General features: G+C 72.0%; 16 protein-coding genes. 5 read left to right on the forward strand and 11 right to left on the reverse strand.

The features are described from left to right. Positions 1-227 precede the first annotated feature (227 nt). Positions 228-1370, forward strand: coding sequence for a PP2C family protein-serine/threonine phosphatase (locus tag BX283_RS06290; RefSeq protein ID WP_101386657.1), 1143 nt, complete (start codon positions 228-230; stop codon positions 1368-1370). A 9-nt stretch (positions 1371-1379) separates the two neighbouring features. Here BX283_RS06290 and BX283_RS06295 read toward each other — a convergent pair whose 3' ends face one another. Further along, on the reverse strand, positions 1380-2477 hold the full coding sequence (locus BX283_RS06295; RefSeq protein ID WP_101386658.1) for a glycosyltransferase: 1098 nt from the start codon (positions 2475-2477) through the stop codon (positions 1380-1382). Between the two features lie 315 nt (positions 2478-2792). On the opposite strand from BX283_RS06295, the gene BX283_RS40520 reads away from it, so the two are divergent. Next, positions 2793-3521 carry a hypothetical protein gene (locus BX283_RS40520; RefSeq protein ID WP_180357075.1) on the forward strand — a complete coding sequence of 243 codons (729 nt, stop codon included), beginning with the start codon at positions 2793-2795 and terminating at the stop codon, positions 3519-3521. Between the two features lie 88 nt (positions 3522-3609). Here BX283_RS40520 and BX283_RS06305 read toward each other — a convergent pair whose 3' ends face one another. The 3 genes from BX283_RS06305 to BX283_RS06315 form a co-directional block, all read right to left on the reverse strand. After that, positions 3610-3951 carry a hypothetical protein gene (locus tag BX283_RS06305; RefSeq protein WP_101386660.1) on the reverse strand — a complete coding sequence of 114 codons (342 nt, stop codon included), beginning with the start codon at positions 3949-3951 and terminating at the stop codon, positions 3610-3612. 258 nt (positions 3952-4209) lie between these two features. Then, positions 4210-4998 carry a class I SAM-dependent methyltransferase gene (locus BX283_RS06310; RefSeq protein WP_101386661.1) on the reverse strand — a complete coding sequence of 263 codons (789 nt, stop codon included), beginning with the start codon at positions 4996-4998 and terminating at the stop codon, positions 4210-4212. Between the two features lie 136 nt (positions 4999-5134). Further along, positions 5135-7666, reverse strand: coding sequence for an FGLLP motif-containing membrane protein (locus BX283_RS06315; protein WP_143676392.1), 2532 nt, complete (start codon positions 7664-7666; stop codon positions 5135-5137). 335 nt (positions 7667-8001) lie between these two features. Here BX283_RS06315 and BX283_RS06325 point away from each other — a divergent pair, with 335 nt between their 5' ends. Next, the gene (locus tag BX283_RS06325) at positions 8002-8742 is read left to right on the forward strand and encodes a hypothetical protein (RefSeq protein WP_180357076.1); all 741 of its coding nucleotides are present in this window, start codon (positions 8002-8004) and stop codon (positions 8740-8742) included. A gap of 218 nt (positions 8743-8960) precedes the next feature. On the opposite strand, the gene BX283_RS06330 is transcribed toward BX283_RS06325, so the two are convergent. The 5 genes from BX283_RS06330 to BX283_RS06350 all read right to left on the reverse strand — a co-directional run bounded on the left by BX283_RS06330 (position 8961) and on the right by BX283_RS06350 (position 13957). Further along, positions 8961-10235 (reverse strand): S1 family peptidase, encoded by a 1275-nt coding sequence (locus tag BX283_RS06330; RefSeq protein WP_101386664.1) that lies wholly within the window; start codon positions 10233-10235, stop codon positions 8961-8963. Between the two features lie 240 nt (positions 10236-10475). Then, positions 10476-11546, reverse strand: coding sequence for a serine protease (locus BX283_RS06335; protein WP_101386665.1), 1071 nt, complete (start codon positions 11544-11546; stop codon positions 10476-10478). 151 nt (positions 11547-11697) lie between these two features. Beyond that, positions 11698-11940 carry a WhiB family transcriptional regulator gene (locus tag BX283_RS06340; protein WP_101386666.1) on the reverse strand — a complete coding sequence of 81 codons (243 nt, stop codon included), beginning with the start codon at positions 11938-11940 and terminating at the stop codon, positions 11698-11700. A gap of 116 nt (positions 11941-12056) precedes the next feature. Continuing rightward, on the reverse strand, positions 12057-13295 hold the full coding sequence (locus BX283_RS06345; RefSeq protein ID WP_257582090.1) for a phosphodiester glycosidase family protein: 1239 nt from the start codon (positions 13293-13295) through the stop codon (positions 12057-12059). 215 nt (positions 13296-13510) lie between these two features. Continuing rightward, positions 13511-13957: a peptidoglycan-binding protein gene (locus tag BX283_RS06350; protein ID WP_101386667.1), complete on the reverse strand. Its 447-nt coding sequence runs from the start codon at positions 13955-13957 to the stop codon at positions 13511-13513. Positions 13958-14161: 204 nt separating this feature from the next. Between BX283_RS06350 and BX283_RS06355 the strand changes: the two genes are divergently transcribed. Then, entirely contained in the window at positions 14162-14308 is a 147-nt protein-coding gene (locus tag BX283_RS06355) for a hypothetical protein (protein ID WP_373979147.1), read from the forward strand. Positions 14309-14380: 72 nt separating this feature from the next. Continuing rightward, the gene (locus BX283_RS06360) at positions 14381-15466 is read left to right on the forward strand and encodes a hypothetical protein (RefSeq protein ID WP_101386668.1); all 1086 of its coding nucleotides are present in this window, start codon (positions 14381-14383) and stop codon (positions 15464-15466) included. 65 nt (positions 15467-15531) lie between these two features. On the opposite strand, the gene BX283_RS06365 is transcribed toward BX283_RS06360, so the two are convergent. Next, positions 15532-16059 (reverse strand): RNA polymerase sigma factor, encoded by a 528-nt coding sequence (locus BX283_RS06365; RefSeq protein ID WP_101386669.1) that lies wholly within the window; start codon positions 16057-16059, stop codon positions 15532-15534. A 76-nt stretch (positions 16060-16135) separates the two neighbouring features. Then, positions 16136-17434, reverse strand: coding sequence for a condensation domain-containing protein (locus BX283_RS06370; protein ID WP_257582094.1), 1299 nt, complete (start codon positions 17432-17434; stop codon positions 16136-16138). Between the last annotated feature and the right edge of the window lie 15 nt (positions 17435-17449).

Here is a 17449-nt window from a genome sequence, read left to right on the forward strand (position 1 = left end):
GACGCCACCAGCGCGTGGTCTCCCCGACTTCATCGGGGAGACCACGCGCTGGTGACGCCCGGCGCGGGCGCGTCACGGTACGAGGGAGCGGGGCCGGACGGCAGTGGCCCCGCTCCCCCTCGTATCCGCTGGTTCACCCATCCACCCTCCCCCTGTCCGTCGCGACTTCACGTTCGTGTCGGCCGGGCTTAGGGGACGCGGGCCGTGGTGCGGTGTAAGCAGGAGTCATGGATCTTCGGGCACTGAACGCGCGGCGCCACCCGTACCACCGACTGCGCCACGCACTGCTCGCGGCGCCGATCGCCCTGATCGCGTTCGTCACGGTGGGCGACATCCTGGCTCCGTCCGACGTCCACCTCGGACCGTTCCTGGTGGCCGCGCCCGCCCTCACCGCCTCCTTCGCCGGGCCGCGGACCACGGGGTTCGTGGGTGCGGTCGCCGTACTCGCGCAGGTCGTGGTGGCGATGGTGCGCAGCAGCGCCACCGACCTCAACCACTCGGTCCAGATCGTCTCGCTGATCCTCATCTCGGTGTTCGTGACGCTCTTCGCCCAACTGCGCGAGGTGCGCGAGAAGGAGCTCGTCCAACTGCGCTCGGTGGCCGAGGCCGCCCAGCAGGTGGTGCTGCGGCCGCTGCGGGAGCGGATCGGGCCGTTGCGCATGGCGTCGGTGTACCTGGCGGCGGAGGCGGAGGCGGAGGCGCAGATCGGCGGTGATCTGTACGCCGTCGCCCGCACCGCCCGCGGAACCCGGCTGCTCATCGGCGACGTACGCGGCAAGGGCCTGGAGGCCGTGGGGGACGCGGCCGTCGTCCTGGGCGCCTTCCGGGCTTCGGCCCACCAGGAGGCCGAGCTTTCCGGCCTCGTGGCCTACCTCGAAGGCGCCGTCGCCCCGGACCTGCAGGACGCCTGCGTCGAGGACGCCGGCGGGGGCGACGACCGGGGCGAAGCGTTCATCACCGCGGCGGTGCTCGACGTACCCGACGACCGCCAGACGCTCGGCCTGGTCAACTGCGGACACCCGCCGCCGCTGCTTCTGCGCGGCGGCCGGGTCATCCGCCTCGACGTGACCCATCCGGCACCGCCGCTGGGCCTCTCGGAGCTCGTGGAGCCCGGCCTCGCGGCGCAGACGTTCGCCGCGGAGACCTTCGCCTTCGAGGCGGGCGACATCATGCTGCTCTACACGGACGGCGTCATCGAGGCACGCGACGAGACGGGCACGTTCTACCCCTTGGCGGAACGCCTGGCCGCCTGGCCGGGAACGGGCCCCCGCGCCCTGCTCAGCCACCTCTGCGACGACCTGCTCAGCCACGCGGCGGGGCACTGCCTGGGGGACGATGCCGCGATGGTGGCGATCGAACGCTTGGGATGAGGGCGCGGCTCAGGGCGCGGGCACGGCCGCACCCGCCCCACGACCCGCCGCAGCCCTGGCCGCCGCACCCGCCAGCCGCTCCTCGGCGAACCGGCGGTTGGCCCGGGTCTGCTTCCGGTAGAGCTCGGGCAGGTCCGGCAGGGCGAGGAGCCGGTCGCAGGCCCGCAGGGAAGCCGCGAAGTCACCGGTCCAGTAGGCCGTGATGGAGAACTCGAACAGCAGCCCCCACCGGTACACCCAGGGCTGGGTGAACAGGATGTCCTGCGGTGCGGCGCGGTCCAGACCCGCGCAGACGAACGCGTGTGCCGACTGGTGACGGCCCATCGTGCGCAGCCTCGACGCCAGCTCGTAGCAGGCCTCCAGCCGCTCCGGGCGGACCTCCCAGGCCCGTACGAGAGCGTCCATCGCGGACGGCCAGTCACCGCTCTCCGCGCGCAGGACACCCACCTGGAGCAGTGCGTAGTACACCTCCTCCACCCAGCCGCCCATCTCGGCGCGGCGCTGGTAGAGACGGATCGCCTCGTCGGTCCTGCCCATGTCGCGCATGGTCTGGGCCAGGTAGAAGACGGTTCGGTGGTTGTCCGGGTCGCGTTCCAGCTCGGCGCCGAGCAGCCGTGCGTCGCGTTCGAACTTGTCGTGGCGCGACCCGCCGTCGGCGAAATCGCGGATCGCCAGTGCGTCGAGGTTCTCCTGCCCGGTCGTCCGGTCGCAGGTGAGGTATTCGTGGGTGACGCCCTCGTAGTACCAGTCGAAGTCCGCGCGGACCAGGCGCTTGATGCGGTACGAGGTGTCGCCCTCGTGGCGCAGCATGTACGCGTCCGCGGTGAGGTCCGGGAGCGGGCCGTCCTGGCGGACCACCAGGTCCGCGTCGAGCAGCAGCAGGTAGTCGGCCTTGTTCCGGGCGTGCGCGAGGTTGAGGGTGCGGTTGTGGCCGAAGTTCACCCAGGGCTCTTCCCACAGCTCGCCCGGGACGCCGTCGAGAGCGGCCCGGATCAGCTCCTGCGTGCCGTCGGTGGACCCGGTGTCGGAGATGACCCAGGTGTCGATCAGGTCGCGTACCGAGGCGAGACAGCGCTCGATGACCCGCGCCTCGTTCTTGACGATCATGCAGAGACAAATGGACGGCTTCACGGCATCACCCACCCGTTCCGGTGCGTCGTTCGAACAGCGGCCCACTGTGACACCCACGCGTCGGCTGCCCGCGTCACCCACGCCGGAGCGGGGGAAGGGCCGCCCGTTCTGGCGTACGCGGAGGCCTGCGCGGCAGCGCCGCACTGACCCACCCGAGTGGTTTCACTACTCCGAACCACTTACCCCTCTGCGTGTTCTGCGGGATCGGGGCGAACCGACCCCTTCCGAACGGGGATGTCTCCGAATGCGTTCGTGGAACGCACCAGACCTTTCCGAAGAGGGAGCAAGTAAGTGAATTCTGACTACAGGTCGGGGTCACGGCTCGGTCCGCTGCCGAAGCGTGGCAAGTGGCTCGCCGGAAGCGCCGTCGCGTCACTCACCCTTGTGCTGGCCGGTGTGGCCGGACCGGCGGCGGCTGCCGCGCCTCAGAGCGTGGGCACATCGGTCGCGCCCGGCGAAGACGGCAGGGGTGGAGACGACGACCACTGCCGACCCGCCCACTGGCCCGACGCGAAGTCCGCGCGCCCCGCCATGGGCGGCGACGACGACCACTGCCAGCAGGGCCCGCCTGGACCGCAGGGCCCGAAGGGACCCCCCGGACCCACGGGTCCCACCGGGGCGACCGGGCCGACGGGACCGACGGGTCCCACCGGGCCGACCGGACCGTGCACCGAGATCGACAGCAACGCCCCGTCGAGCACCGAGACCTTCAGCGCGGTACTCGTCAACGGGAAGGCGTTCGCCGGCCGGCAGTCGGCACCGGGCGGTGCGATCGTCTGGACCGATCTGACCAACGCCGACAACCCGAGATACCCGGCCCATGCCTGCGGGATCGCCATCGATTCGCACGGCAACGACACGTGGATCAAGGTGGTCACCACCGACGGCACGGTCTACCAGACCCATGGCGACACCAACGGCATGACCTTCATCTGGGACGAAGGCTGGACCCAACTCGCCACGCCCATGCCCGCGCTCCGCGCCGCACCGCCCACGGCGGGGAGGCCCGAGACCTCCTGAGTTCGTGAGGGAGACCCCCGCGCGTGCCGCTGTCCGGCGGCATGCCCGGGGGTCCGCCCTGTCCCGGCAGCCCGCCGGAACCGTCGTCTTACGGCTTGACGTTGACGACCTTCATCTCCAGCGGGTAGCCGGACGTACCGCAGTTGAGCGTGGACGCCTTCTCGCGGCCGAGCTTGCGGTACCCCTCGTCGCCCTTGTACGGGCCGTTCACCCTGCCGGGACCGGCACACTTGGCCTGTACGTACCAGGTTCCGTTGCCGTGCGAACACCAGCCCACGGCCACATGGTCGTTGGTGTGCGAGACGTACGCGCTGCACCCCGTCGGGCCGACCGCCGCGTTCGCCGTCGGAGCGACGCCCAGCATCACACCGGCCGCCAGCAGACCCACCGCCGAAGCCATGCCGCCCAGCTTCTTCGTCCTGTCGTTCATGTGCTCCCCGTCCAAAAAGATGTTCAGCTTGAGCGAGTGAGACTAGTGCGCTTGAGGTGTACTCGCGTCCTACTGGAAGACGATGACGAACGGCGTTTCAGGCTCCTCGCCTCTGGCCAACCGACGTTCCTCCAGCCGGAGTTGTCCGATTCGCGGAATCCGTGATGCCTGAGCCATCCGCCGCCCGGGCGGGGGCAGACGAAACGCGGCGCGCCCGGCGGCCAGTGTGGCCGCGGACGCGCCGCGCGGTGGCCGTCGTCAGCGCTTGACCGCGGTGGTGACCACCAGCGGGGGCCGCAGCTGCTCGGCGGACCAGTCGCGGCCGCGCACATGCTCCGGGTCGGCCACCCCCACCGCCTCGTCGGGTGTCGGATGGTGCTGGGCCACCGCGGCGAAGCCGACCCGTTCCAGCAGCGGCGGAAACGTCTCCACCGGCCACGCTTGGTTCCGCACGGACTGCCACGTCCCGTCCGTACGCCGCAGTCTTACGGGCAGGGGCTCGCCGGGGCCGTACGTGACACCCGGCTCGCCCACCCGCAGCGACGCGTACTCGATGCCTGCGCAAGCCGGGTCCGTGGTGAGCAGCGCGAACGGCGCCCCGGGCCGGAGCAGGCGGTGGATCTCGGTGAACACCTCCAGCACCGTCCGCTCGTCGGGCAGCGACGCCAGCACGTGGTTGCACATCGCCGCGTCCGCGCAGGCGTCCGGCAGCCCGCCCACCCGGCCGTCCGCGACCAGGTGGTACTCGGCTCCGGGTGTGCCCTCCTTCCGGGCCAGCGCGAGCATGTCCGGGGAGGCGTCCACACCGATGATCCGCATCCCGAGCGCCCGGGCCGCCTGTGCGGCGACGCGGCCCGGCCCACAGCCGAAGTCGAGGAGCACCTTGCCCGCCCCGGCCAGGGCCTTGAACACGAACGGGTAGCCGAGCAGCCAGTCGGTCCCCGCCTCCACCGCCGCGAACGCCTCCGCACCCTCGTGCCCGGACCAGGCCCGACCCGCTTCCGGGGACGACGGCTCGGCCGGTCCACCCGCTCGATCCTGCGGCATCGCTGGGTCCCGTCTCTCGTATACGTACACGGCACAGGACTCCCATCATCGACGCGGCCCCCACACCGCGCACACCGCCGCTCCGGTGACGGCGAGCACCGGCAGGAGGTGTTCCGGTGCTCGCCGTGCCCCACGCTCAGCCCACCGCCGCCGCGGCCCTGCGTTCCAGCCTCGCCACGTGCCTGCGCAGGCCCAGCGAGAACACCCACGCCGCCGCGAACAGGGCGGTGGCGATGGCCAGGGTGCACCAGCGCAGATCCTTCGAGACCACGAATCCCGGGCCGAAGCCGGGGTGCACGGAGTGCAGCAGGACGTGGAAGAACAGGGTCAGGGCGAGCAGATACAGCGCGTACCACGCCGGTTTGCTCCAGCTCTTCAGGGCGTGGCCGTCCATGCCGGAGAGCGGCAGCATCCCGAACACCACGACCTCTATGCCGCCGACGACCATCAGAGCGACCGTGTAGGCGAGCACCTGGTGGAGGCTTCCGGGCGGGGCGGTGCGGCCCGACTCGATCAGCGGGGTGCCGAGGACCCACACCAGCAGTGCGGCACTGAGGACGCAGATACCGCCGACCAGCACCGCCTGCCCCTTCGGCATGGCGTTGCGCGAGCCGGGCGGCACGGCGCCGAGCACCACATAGACCGCCACCAGGCCGTAGACGTACGGGACCGGGAACGCCAGGCCGCGCGAGAGCGCCGCCATCAGAACCGCGAGGACCAGGCCCGCCGGAACCACCCGCAGCTCGGCCCGTACACCGCCCCGCCCGGGGCGCAGCAGCGAGTCCTTCGTCTTCTCGTACGTCACCAGGATCAGCAGTGTGCCGACCGCCGCACCCAGCGCCTTCGCCACGGTGGGCCCACTCCAATGGGTCGTGGCGTCGGCCCAGACGACGAGCGCTCCGCCGAGCAGGGCGAAGGAGCCCATCCGCAGCCAGCCCGGCAGCGTCGCGCCCGCCCGTGCGTCCCGTTCCGCACGGCGCCGGTGCCACCAGCGGCTCAGCGCGTTGTCCGCCAGCTGCGAGGGGAACGCCTTCTCCAGCAGGAGCACGAGCAGCAGGAACCAGACGGCCATACCCACCGATCCCGCGATGTCCTTGAGCGCCCAGGACACTTCCGCCGGGGTACGCATACTGCCCACCAGCCCGGCCGGACGGTCATGGCCCCCACCCGTCTTCGCCTTCTGCGGGTGCTCGCTCGGCCCGGGGCTCGGGTCGGGGTCGGGGTCGGGTGTGCCGTTCACGTTGTCCGAGGAGGTCGGGCTGGGGTCCGGTGTGCCGGAGGCGGAAGGGGTGGGAAGGAGCGGTGTGAACCCCGGCAGCGTGGGCCTGGGCAGCACGCCGGTACTGCCCTCGGAGTGGTGCTCGACCGGTGAGCCCTGGGGCAGGAAGAACGCCGTGAACGGCTCGGGCGGGAGGTCGATGGTCCCCGCCCGTTCCACCGCGCGCTCGGGACAGTCGAGGTCCACGGGCTGGCGGCCCTTCATGTCCGGGGGGATGTAGGCATGGAGATCGATGAACCTCCAGTGCCCCGGCTCGGCGTCGCCCTTGTACGAGTCGGCGTCCAACCACGGGTCGAGCAGGCCCTTGCCGCCGACCAGGATCCTGCCCCAGGTGCAGACGGCCGGGTAGTCGGTCAGGTGGATGGTGATCTCGTACTTCCCCGATGGCGGCGGGGTGATGACCGGTTGGGTCACCGTGAAGGTCTGCGAGGCTTCGACGCTCGCGGGGGCGGCCACCGCCGGAACCGTCCCCGTGGCCCTGGCGCCCGCGGGCGCCGCTTCGCAGGTCGCCGTCACCTTGTACGTACCGGCACCGGCACCGGCCGGCACGACGAAGGAGGCGGACAGTTTGCCGTCCGCCGCGGGCGTCGCGCCGGTGCCCGGGAGGTCGGCCCCGTCCCACAGGAGGCGGGCCGGGCCCCGGCACAGGAACCCCTCGCCGGAGACACCCACCGTGGTCCCGGGCGGCCCGGAAGCGCGCGCGAGGGTGAGGGCCGGGGTGGGGAGCGGCGGCTGTACGACCTTGGCCGCCACCACTTCATATGAGGCCGGCGCGGTCACGGAAGGGCGCGCGTCGCAGGTCGCGACCACCTCGTACACGCCCAGGGGCGCCTTCTCGGGAATCTTGATCGGCTGCGAGAACGTGCCGGACGCGTCGGTCCGGCCGGGGATCGGTGCCGGTATGTCACCGGTCAGCGTGAGCGGGCCCGCCTTCGTGCCCTCGCCGTCGCCCGACCCGCAGGCGAAGTGCTTGCCGGACACGACCAGGACCTTGCCCTGCTCGACCTTCGCGGGAACCGACAGCTCGGGAGCCACGGGAGGACGGATCACAGGGGTGGAAGGGCTGGCCGGGGTGGAAGGGGTGGGCTTGGTCGGCCCCGCCGTGGACTTGGAGGGCTTGGGCTGCGACGGAGTGGACGGCGACGGCTTGGACACCGAGGGGCCGGGCTCCTCCAGATCCGGTGGTGACGACGGTGGCTTCGAAGGGGGCGGTTTCTCCTTGGACTTGGAGGGCGCCGGGCCCGAGGCGGAGGCCGACGGGCCGGGCGACAACGGCGGCCCGGCCTCCGCGCTCCTCCCCTGCGCACGGCCCGGCAACCCGGCCGCGAAGCCCGGCGCCACCGTGCCCGCGAGCAGCACCACCGTCAGCAGCGCTGTCAGCACCACCACCGTTAACCCGCGCGTCTTCCGCCTGCGTCCCACAGTGTCCCCCTCGTAACCGCACGGCCTCCCCGGGCCGTCCCCGTTCGGGTGCACTTGTTTGACGTCCTGGCCCCACGCCTTCGTTTCCCCGATGGGTACGGCGTACGGGAGCGCACGGCGGAAAAGGGCGCGCCCCGTGCGCCCCTCGGGCCGACACCCACCGCCAAACCCCCACCGCGAACCGACGGTTTGTGGCCCGTGGTGTCTCCAACGTGTGAATCTTGTGCGCACTCACCTGTGCTGTCGCCGCATACATGGGTAGCATCCGGCGGCAACATCCAGCACGAGGAAAGCGAATTCTCATGGCGGACGAGCCGGACTTCACCACACTCAAGGACCAGTACGCGGCGCGTGTCACCGCCGATCTGGAAGCCAACCAGCAGGACCAGTCACGTATCCGCGCCGAACTCGACACACTCAAGGACCAACTGGAAGCCCTGGAGCGGGACCACGGTCTGCTGCAAACCATGCAGCACACCCTCGGCACCCCCGCCGCCGCGGCGGCCCAGGCACCGGCGGCGACGCGCAAGCGCACCACCAAGGCACAGCCCCCGGCCAAGGCACCGGCCCCCGCCGCAGCAGCCGCCCCCGCGGCCACACCCACCGTCGCGGCGGTGCCCAAGCCCCGTAAGCCCCGGGCCGAGAAGCCGCAGGCCAAGGCGGCCAAGGCGACGAAGGCGGCCAAGAGCCCCAAGAAGGCTGCCGCTCAGGCCACGAAGCCGACCGGCAAGAGCACGGAAAGCAGTGGACCCACCCTGCGTGAGCTGGTGCTCGGCCTCTTCGCGGACCACCAGGAGCCGCGTACGGTCGCCGACATCCTCACCGAACTGACAACCACTCACCCCGACCGCAAGACCAGCCCCCAGGTGGTCCGCAACACGCTCGAAGCGCTCGTCGCCAAGGGCGAGTTGGACCGTGAGCGCAAGCAGGGATCCGTCTTCTACACGGCACACCGCGACCCGGCCCCCGCCGAGAAGACCGAGACACCCACCGCAGAAGCCGTGGACGCCCCCGCCACGGCTCCCGCACCCGCGAACGCCTGACGGGACGGCGCCCCCACCGCGCCGTGGCCACCCCGGTGCCGAGGCACCTTCAGCGGGGGTGGCCACGTCCGTGGGAAGAACCCGGCCGCCGTCTGTCGGCAGAACGGCAGCCGGGTTGTTCTCCGTCCTCAGCGAACCTCGTTCTCAGCGAGCCTCCGTTCTCAGTGAACCTCCCTCCTCAGCGAATCTCCGTCCTCAGCGAACCTCTCCCACTGGTCTCACTGGCGGCCGTAACCGGGCGCGGGCTCCATCGAGATCACGCCGTTCCCCGGCTGTCCCGAACCGTCCGCACCACCGGACGCGTCCGCGCCACCGGAGGCACCCGCGTCGCCCATACCGCCGGTGTCACCCGCACCACCGTCTCCGCCCGAGCCACCGGATCCCTGGCCCCCGTCGCCGGATCCCTGACCGCCGTCACCGATCGTCGCACCCACCGCCGCGAGGGCCGTCGTGACGGGCTGGAAGAACGTCTCGCCGCCGGCCTTGCAGTTTCCGCTGCCACCGGAGGTGAGCCCGACCGCGCTGCCGTCGGCGGTGAACAAGGAGCCACCGCTGTCGCCCGGCTCGGCGCAGACGTCGGTCTGGATCAGACCGGTGACCGTACCCTCGGGGTAGTTGACCGTGGCGTCGAGACCGGTGACCTTGCCGTCGTGCAAACCGGTCGTGCTGCCCATGCGCAGGACGCGCTCGCCCACGGACGCGTCGGCCGCCCCGGTGATCTGGACCAGCTTCCCCTGACCCGTGTCGACCGCGCTCGGGGCCTGCGTGGCGGCGTCGTCGTACGTCAGCAGGGAGAAGTCCCCGTTGCCGGGGAAGGTCGCCTTCTGGACGGTGGCGGCGGGCGCCCCGTTCGCGCTCAGCGACCACTGCTTGGCCGCGACACCGCAGTGGCCCGCGGTGATGAACCCCGGTTTGCCGTCCTGGGTGGTGACGTTGAAGCCGAGAGAGCAGCGTGCGCCGCCGCCGAATATGGCGTCACCGCCCTCGCTGAACGGCTTGAACTGTCCGGCGGACTTCTGGATCCGGGCGGTGTCCGCCCCGAGGGACCGGACGGCCTTCTCCAGTCTGGTCCACTGCGTCCCCTTCACCGTCCGGTCCGCCGAGACCACGATGCGGTTGGTCCGGGGGTCGACGGCCCAGGCGGTGCCGGGGATGGTCGCCGTACGGGCGAGGGTGTGCGCCGCCGAGCGCAGTTGGGCCGCACTGTTGCGGACCGCGCGCGGCACCGCCCCGGCCTTCTTCACCTGCTCGTTCGCGTTGCTGTTGTTACCGGCGACGTTCACGACGACCTGCTGCTTGGCGGCGTCGTAGTACGACCCCGCGAAGGCGTCGCCGAGCTGCTGGGCCAGGCCACGCACCACGGCTGCCGCCGAGGCCGCGTTGGCCTTCCCGGCCACTGCCCCGGACGGGGTCTCGGGCTGCGCCTGTGACGCGTTCGCACGTGGGAGCAGTACGGCCGCCGCGATGAGGCCCGCGGCCCCCGCTCCTGCCATTACGGCCCGCCGCTTGGGTATGCGCCTGTGAGTCAACTCGCCGCCTCCTGGGATGTGTTCCGTAGCCGATCGGGATCGGCGGAAGGTGTGCAGTCCTAGGTACGGATGAGACGGGTGTGATGTTCACCGTGATTGCGAAAGAACATTTTTGATGGGTGGTCAGCAAACGCCACCCCTCCCTCTACCGGCCCTCCGTGCAGCGCCGCCCATCCGCACCCCGCGGAAGAACCCGACGCCCCGTCAACGACCGGCGAACCGCCGGCTCACATCCGTCAGTACGCGCCGCGCGTCCGCACCCAGATGCGGTCCCGCCAGCCATGCCGCCGGGCGGGAGCCGAGTGAGGTGTTGGAGACGAGGACCAGGGCGCCGTCGCCCCGGCGCACCAGCCAGCCGCCGCCGGACGAGCCTTCGGTCATGGTGCAGCCCATGCGGTACATGTCGGGCTGGTCGGCGGCGACGGAGAACGAGCCGGGCCGGCCGGCGCAGTGGAAGAGGGACGAGCCGTCGAAGGGGCGGCCCGCCGGGTATCCCACGATGTCGACCGGGCCCCGGGAGCCGGAGAGTTCGGCGTCGAAGCCCACGTCCGCCGCCGCGCCGACGCTCTCCTCCAGCGACCGCGTCGCACCGGCCGCCTGCCGTACGTGGAGCACCGCGAAGTCGAACGCCGCGCCCGCGCCCGCGTCGGAGGTGCCGCGGTCGATCCACTGCTGGGAGGTCTGCGCCCAGTCGGCCCACCAGATCCCCAGCGGTGCCGCGCTCCCGCGCCCACCCGCCGCGCTCTTGTCGAACCCGGGTACGAACACGATGTTCCTCAGCCACCCGCCGTCCCTGCCCGAGTGGACGCAGTGCCCGGCGGTCCACACCAGGTTGGACCGGCCGGGGTGGGCGGGATCGCGTACCACCGTGCCGGAGCAGGCGGCGGGCCCCTTGGGGGTGTCGAAGAACAGCCGGCCCGCCGTGGGCGCGTTCTCGCCGTACGGACGGGCCACGGGCCGCGCGTCCACGGCGTCCGGCTCGGGGTCGGAGACTCCCCGGGGCATCTCGCTGCCGTCGAAGGACCGTTCGCCCTCGGCGGCTCCGGCCATCCGCTCCGGCCCCCACAGCCCGTCGACCACGGGGTTGACGAAGTCCGCCGCTCCCCGCAGCCAGCGGTTCCAGTCCTGCCATCCACCCGGGGTGCGCCCCGGGTCGGCGCGCCGGGCGGCCCCGGCCGGACCGCTGGAGCCGATCGGGCCGGAACCGCCGTGCGGCCCCGTGGAGTTCTTGGTGACGGTGTACACGAGTCCGCCCGCCACCACGGCGACGAGCAACCATGCGGCCGTCCCCCGGAGGCGACGGCGAAGACGGCGAAAAGGCACGGGCTCCTCCTCGGGCGCGGCACGCTACTGACCGGTTGATACGGCGCCGCGCCCCCGGGCGTTCAGTCGCGCGGCGGTGACCGCGCGACCGGGCCCGCTTACCTCAGGCGACCTCCACACCCATCCGCCGCCTCGCCCGGCGCAGTTCGGTCTCGCTGAGCCCGCCCCACACTCCGCGCTTCTCGTTGTTCGACAGCGCCCACTCCAGGCACGCGGTGGTCACCGGGCATCTGCGGCAGACCGCCTTGGCCTCCGCCAGCTGCTGGTCCGCGAAACGCCTGCTGTACGTCGGGAAGAACAGCTCAGGGTCCTCGGTACGGCACGCCGCACGCTTTCGCCAGTTCACAAGAAGACTCCCTCCTCGGCAACGAGTGACGCGATCGACTCCCGTAGGTGTCTTGCGCGTTGTTACGTCAGCCGCTGGCGGACCGTTCAATCCCGACCGTGTCTCAAAGCAGGCCCTCAGGGCCGGACGAAGACCCCGATGCCGTTGGCCACCGCGCGTTCGAAGCTTCCCGGCGGCCGGTTGCGTACGACGACGCCCGGGTCGTCCGGGCCGCGTGTGGCCAGCGTCGAGGAGCCGCCGCCGTCCAGGTTGACAGCGTCGTCGGCGCCCATGTCCCGCATCAGCCGGGCGAGTTCGGCGAGGGTGAGGCCCGCGTCGTTCTCGGCCGAGCCGTTCAGGGCGATGAGGTAGAGACGGTGTCCATGGCCGCCGATCCCCGCGCCGGTGCGGGTGGCGGCCGTAAGGTCGTCGAGTCCGTTCAGCGGTGTGCGGGCCCGCAGCACCGGCATGCCGCCGACCGCGAACGCCAGCGGCCCCCGGCGGGCGCGCAGCCGGTAGGCGAGCCCGGCCCGGTCCCCGGGGCGCAGCGCGCTCAGGGCCTGGGCCCCCTTCTCGCGTCCCACCAGGACGAAGGTGCCGACGGGGACCGGCCCCTTGCCCGGGTCGGTCGACGTGCTGACGACGCGGCCCCGCCGTACCGTCACCTCGTACGTGTCCTTGGTGCACGGCGCGCCGCGCGCGGTGTCGGTGCCGCACACGGCGCGCGCCCGGGAAGCGGACCCCCACTTGGCGGTGAAGGCACCCACCCCGTCCACCGGCAGGGCGTACTGGTTGAGCCCGGCCAGGCGCAGCCCGCCCCGGCCGGTGTCGACGGTTCCCTCCAGGGTGAGGCGGTCGAGGCGCCCGGTGCGTGCCGGGCCGACGCCGAGGACGTCCCGGGCGCTGGTGCCCGGCGGCAGGGTGGGGCCGAACCGCTGGCCGTCGGGAACGGCGGCCTTCAGCGGGCGGCCGGACGCGACGGCCGGGCCGGAGGAGGCGCCGGTGGCCTCCACACCGGGGTGCTGGGTCTCGCTTATGTTGAAGAAGTCCCCGTTGACGGCGGCGACCGCGTCCTGGGCGTCGGCCATCGCGGTCACCTTGGCCCGCGCGGCCACCGCGCCCGGTGTGAGGAGGTCCACCTTCACGTGCGGGTCGCTCAGGTCCGCCACCACGAGGTGACCACGTGTCAGCCCGTGGGACGCGGTGACGGTGAAGCTCCGGTAGGAGACACCCGGGGCGACGGAGACCGTACGCCCGTACCCCACGGCCGGCGCGCTCTGCGCGGCACCGGGGGCGAGCGCTCCCTCACCGACCACCATCCCCACCGCGGCGATCCCTGTCATCGCCATTCGCGCCCAGCCCAGGGACCACCCCATCGCGCCTCATCTCCTGAGACCCACACCGCATCGGCAGGCGCAGCCTAGCGAGCGGGGCGGCCGCCCACGGGCAGGCTCGGCGCGATGGCCGAGAACAGTCCCCGGACAGCCCTCGTACGGTGGTACGAGGGCGCTCCCTCGACGCGGAAAGCCCCTCGGTCCGCCACCACTTGAGGGCGGCGGACCGAGGGGCGTACCCCTTGGGGCGACTGGGGCTAGCGGGTGCTCAGCGGGCCGGGGGCCTGGCTCAGCGTGAGGCAGCGGTGGTTGCCGGCCATGGTGCGCCAGGCCCACTTGAGGCCGTCACGGGTGTTGGGGCCGTAGACGCCGTCGGCGGACAGACCGAGGCCGCGCTGGACGTTGCGCAGGGCCGTCTCGGTGTTCGTGCCGAAGTCGCCGTCGAAGCCGCCCGTGTTCTGGCCGTAGCACTCGTTCAGGGTGACCTGGAGCTCGTAGACGGCGTCGTTCTTCATGCCGCGGCGCAGGATGCAGGAGGTCGTGCCGCGCAGGCCGGCGGTCGGGATGTCGGTGTAGTAGCCGGCGGTGTCGTAGTACTTGGTCGTGTCGGTGCAGCCCGAGGCTGCCTGCGCTGACGGGCTGGCCGTGAGCATGCCGACGGTGATGGCGGCGAAGGCGCCAAGGCATGCCAAAGTACGCTTCATAAGAGTCTTGCTCCCCCGGAAATGGTGCTGAACTGGCCGCGTCCCAGATGGCGGCGAAGCGAAAATTTAGCAGATCTGGAGAGGTAGTTGATCACTCCACCAACCGGGGGCGCGGGCGGAGTTCACAGCGCCGCGCCTCCCGCACCGGACACGGGGTTCACCCCGGACATCACGCACGCCGAGTGCCGAAAGTGCGGTACGCGCGTGGCCGGGCTCGACGGCCGGTACGCCTGCGGTGTCTGCGGCTGGACCAACGACTGGTCCGAGGGACACCGTCCGCTGCCCCGGGCCGAGGACGACCCCGACTACCCGGGGCCGGGTGCCTCGCCCGGGAACCCGCTGGCCCGCTGACCGGGCCGGGGACGGTTCTCGCACGTCGTGCGCTTGAATGATCCCCACGACCCGGGAAGGAACAGAGCTGCGGTGCGTGTACTACAGGGCATCACGGGTGCCGTCATCGTCCTCGGGATCTTCTCCTCGGTGCTGCGCACCCTGGTGATCCCCCGGCCCACCCGCTCAGGGTTCACCCAGATCGTCCACGGCCTGGTCCGGCGGCCGTTCCAGCTGGTGGCCGACCGGCTGCCGGAGGCGGAGGCGAAGGACCGGATACTCGCCCCGGTGGCACCGCTGGCCATCGTGGTGACGCTGATGGGCTGGCTCGCGTGCTTCATGGTCGGCTACGCGCTCCTGGAGGCCGCCGTCAGCCGGCTGCCGTTCCAGGACGCGATGGTGGAGTCCGGTTCCTCGCTCTTCACCCTCGGCTTCGCCAGCGGCTCCCGCGTCACGCTCAACGTCATCGACTTCTGCGCCGCCGCCACCGGCCCCGTGGTGATCGGCCTCCAGATCGGCTATCTGCCCACCCTCTACGCCGCCTACCAGCGGCGCGAGACGGAGGTGACCCTCCTCCAGTCGCGCGCGGGCAGCCCGCCCTGGGGGCCGGAGATCCTCGCCCGCTACGCCCAGGTGGAGCTGCTGCACAGCCTCACCGAGCTGTTCCGCAACTGGGAGCGGTGGAGCGCCGAGGTGAGCGAGAGCCACACCACCTACCCGGTCCTGATCCACTTCCGCTCGCCCAAGGCCAACCGCAACTGGCTGATCGCCCTGCTGGCGGTGATGGACGCGGCGGCGCTGCGGCTCGCCTTCAACCCCTCCCAGCCCACGGCCGAGGTGCGGCTCGCCCTGCGGGCCGGGTTCGTCTGCCTGCGCGACATCGCGGATCTGCGGGGCATCCCGTACGACCGCGACCCCCACCCCGACGACCCGCTGCAGCTCACCTACGAGGACTTCCTGCACGGTGTGGCACGGATGGCCGACCAGGGGTTTCCGATGGAGCGCACGCCCGAGGAGGCGTGGCCGCACTTCCGAGGCTGGCGGATCAACTACGAGCAGCTGGCGTACTGGCTGGCCCGGGACATCGACGCCGTGCCCGCCCCGTGGTCGGGCCCGCGCCGCACCACGGTCGCCGTCCGCACGCCCGTCACCCCGGTCGACCGCCGCCCGGTGGGGTGACGGCCCGCGGCCCGCTCACTCGTCGCTGCGCAGGCGGGGGTTCAAAGACAGGCGCTGAGGACGTGTCACGCCGACTGCTGGTGCCAGGCGTTCTGGAAGTTGCGGCGGGCGCGGTGCAGCCGGGAGCGGACGGTGCCGACGGGGAGGGCCAGCGTCGCCGCCATCTCCTCCTCGTTCATGCCGTAGACCGCGCGCAGCACGAGGACTTGGCGGTGCTGGTCGGGCAGCCGGTCCATGGCGTCGGAGATGTGGACGGTGTCCAGGGGGTTGCCGTCCTGGGCGCGGTCGGTCAGGTCGTCGGTGGGGCCCTGGCTCAGCCGTTTCGAGGTGCGGACCGCCTCCCGTACGGTGACCGCGCGGACCCAGCCGTAGAAGGCCTCGGGTTCACGCAGGCCCCGGATGCCGCGGAAGATGGCGAGCATGGCCTCCTGCGCGGCGTCGGAGCTGTGGCCCTGGGCGATCGGCAGACAGAGCCGGCCGACGAAGGGCGCGATGTGCAGAAGGATGTCGTTCATGGCCCGGTCGTCCCCGGCCTGTGCGCGCGGCAGCAGGGCCGTGGTGACGGGGGCCTGCGCGTCGTTCGTCGTGATCACCGCGGGAGTACTCCTGGACTCGGTCTGCTCGAACGGGTGCGTGGCGGGCGGGTGCCGCGCCGGGCCGGCGCGGCCCTCACGCGGACACCGCCACCGCGCCCTCGGCGTCGTCGCGGTGGGCGGCGAACGCGAGCAGGGTGGTGTGCAGGGCGGCGCCGATCCCGTCCACCTGCTCGTGGGTGAAGCACCCCGCGCTGTAGGGCAGTTCGATGTCGAGCCGGTCGTCGAAGGAGACCACGCACGCCATCACGGGGCCGCGCCCGGCCTGGGGGAAGTAGTTCTCACGGGCCGGGGCGAGCCGTACGTCGGTGACCTCCAGACCGGCCGGGGTCACCGGCCCGGAGACACGGCCCATGTTGGTCACGATGACGCTGGTGGCGAGGAGCGCGGGGTGCTGCGGGACCTTCGGCAGCAGGTGCAGCTCCTGGAGGGGGTCGCCCCGCTCGATGGCCGTGTGCAGGTTCTCCGTGACCAGGCGGGCCAGGGCCAGCGGGTCCGCGTCGTGCGCCACTTCGAGCACGTCCAGGCAGGAGGTGACCGCGGGCACCATCACTTCGCGCTCCAGCGGCGGTGTGAGCCGGGAGCGCAGATCGACCGGGGAGAGGCAGCCGAGGGTGCGCGTGCCGGGCTCGCCGCCGAGCCGGTGGCGGACGGCGGTCAGGGCCGCCGCGGCGATCAGGCCGTGCACCGACACACCCTCGGCCTTCGCGAACCGCAGCAGCCGCGCGGTCTCGTCGGCCTCCAACAGCACACGCCGTACGGCGAGTTCGGGCTCGGCGGGGGTGCGTTCGGTGCCCACGGCCTCGTACGGCAGACAGACGACGGGTGCCTGCTTCGCCCGCTCGACGCGGCGCGCGAGATACTCCTCGGCCTCCCGCGCGGAGACGGGCGGCAGGAGTTCGGAGACGGGGCGCGGCCAGGTTTCGCCGTACTCCCCGGTGCCGTCCGGGAGTTCACCGGACAGTGCGGTGTAGGTGTCCCACAGGGCGTTCTGGAGGGCGATGGCGCTGTGGCCGTCGGTGATGGTGTGGTCGACGCTGAGCATCACGGTGTGCTCGTCGGTGCCGCGCAGCAGCACCGCCCGCACCAGCGGGCCGCCGACGGGCAGCGGGGTGTTGAACTCCTCGGTGAAGGAGCCGGGCCCGGCGTCGCGGATCAGCAGCCTCGGCTGTTCGTCCGCCGCCATCGGCTGGAGCACATGGACCCCGTCCTCGACGGCGATCCGGCAGCGCAGCGAGGGGTGCTCGGCGACCTTGGCGGCGAACGCCGCGGCGAACAGCTTCTCGTCGAGGTCGCCGCGCACGGTGCAGGAGAGCACGGCACGGCTCCGCTGCGCCACGTAGATCGTTTCGACCGGGCATAACTTGCGCTGCATCCCCATGACCTTTCG

The sequence above is a fragment of the Streptomyces sp. TLI_146 genome (assembly GCF_002846415.1).
Taxonomy (GTDB): Bacteria; Actinomycetota; Actinomycetes; order Streptomycetales; family Streptomycetaceae; genus Streptomyces.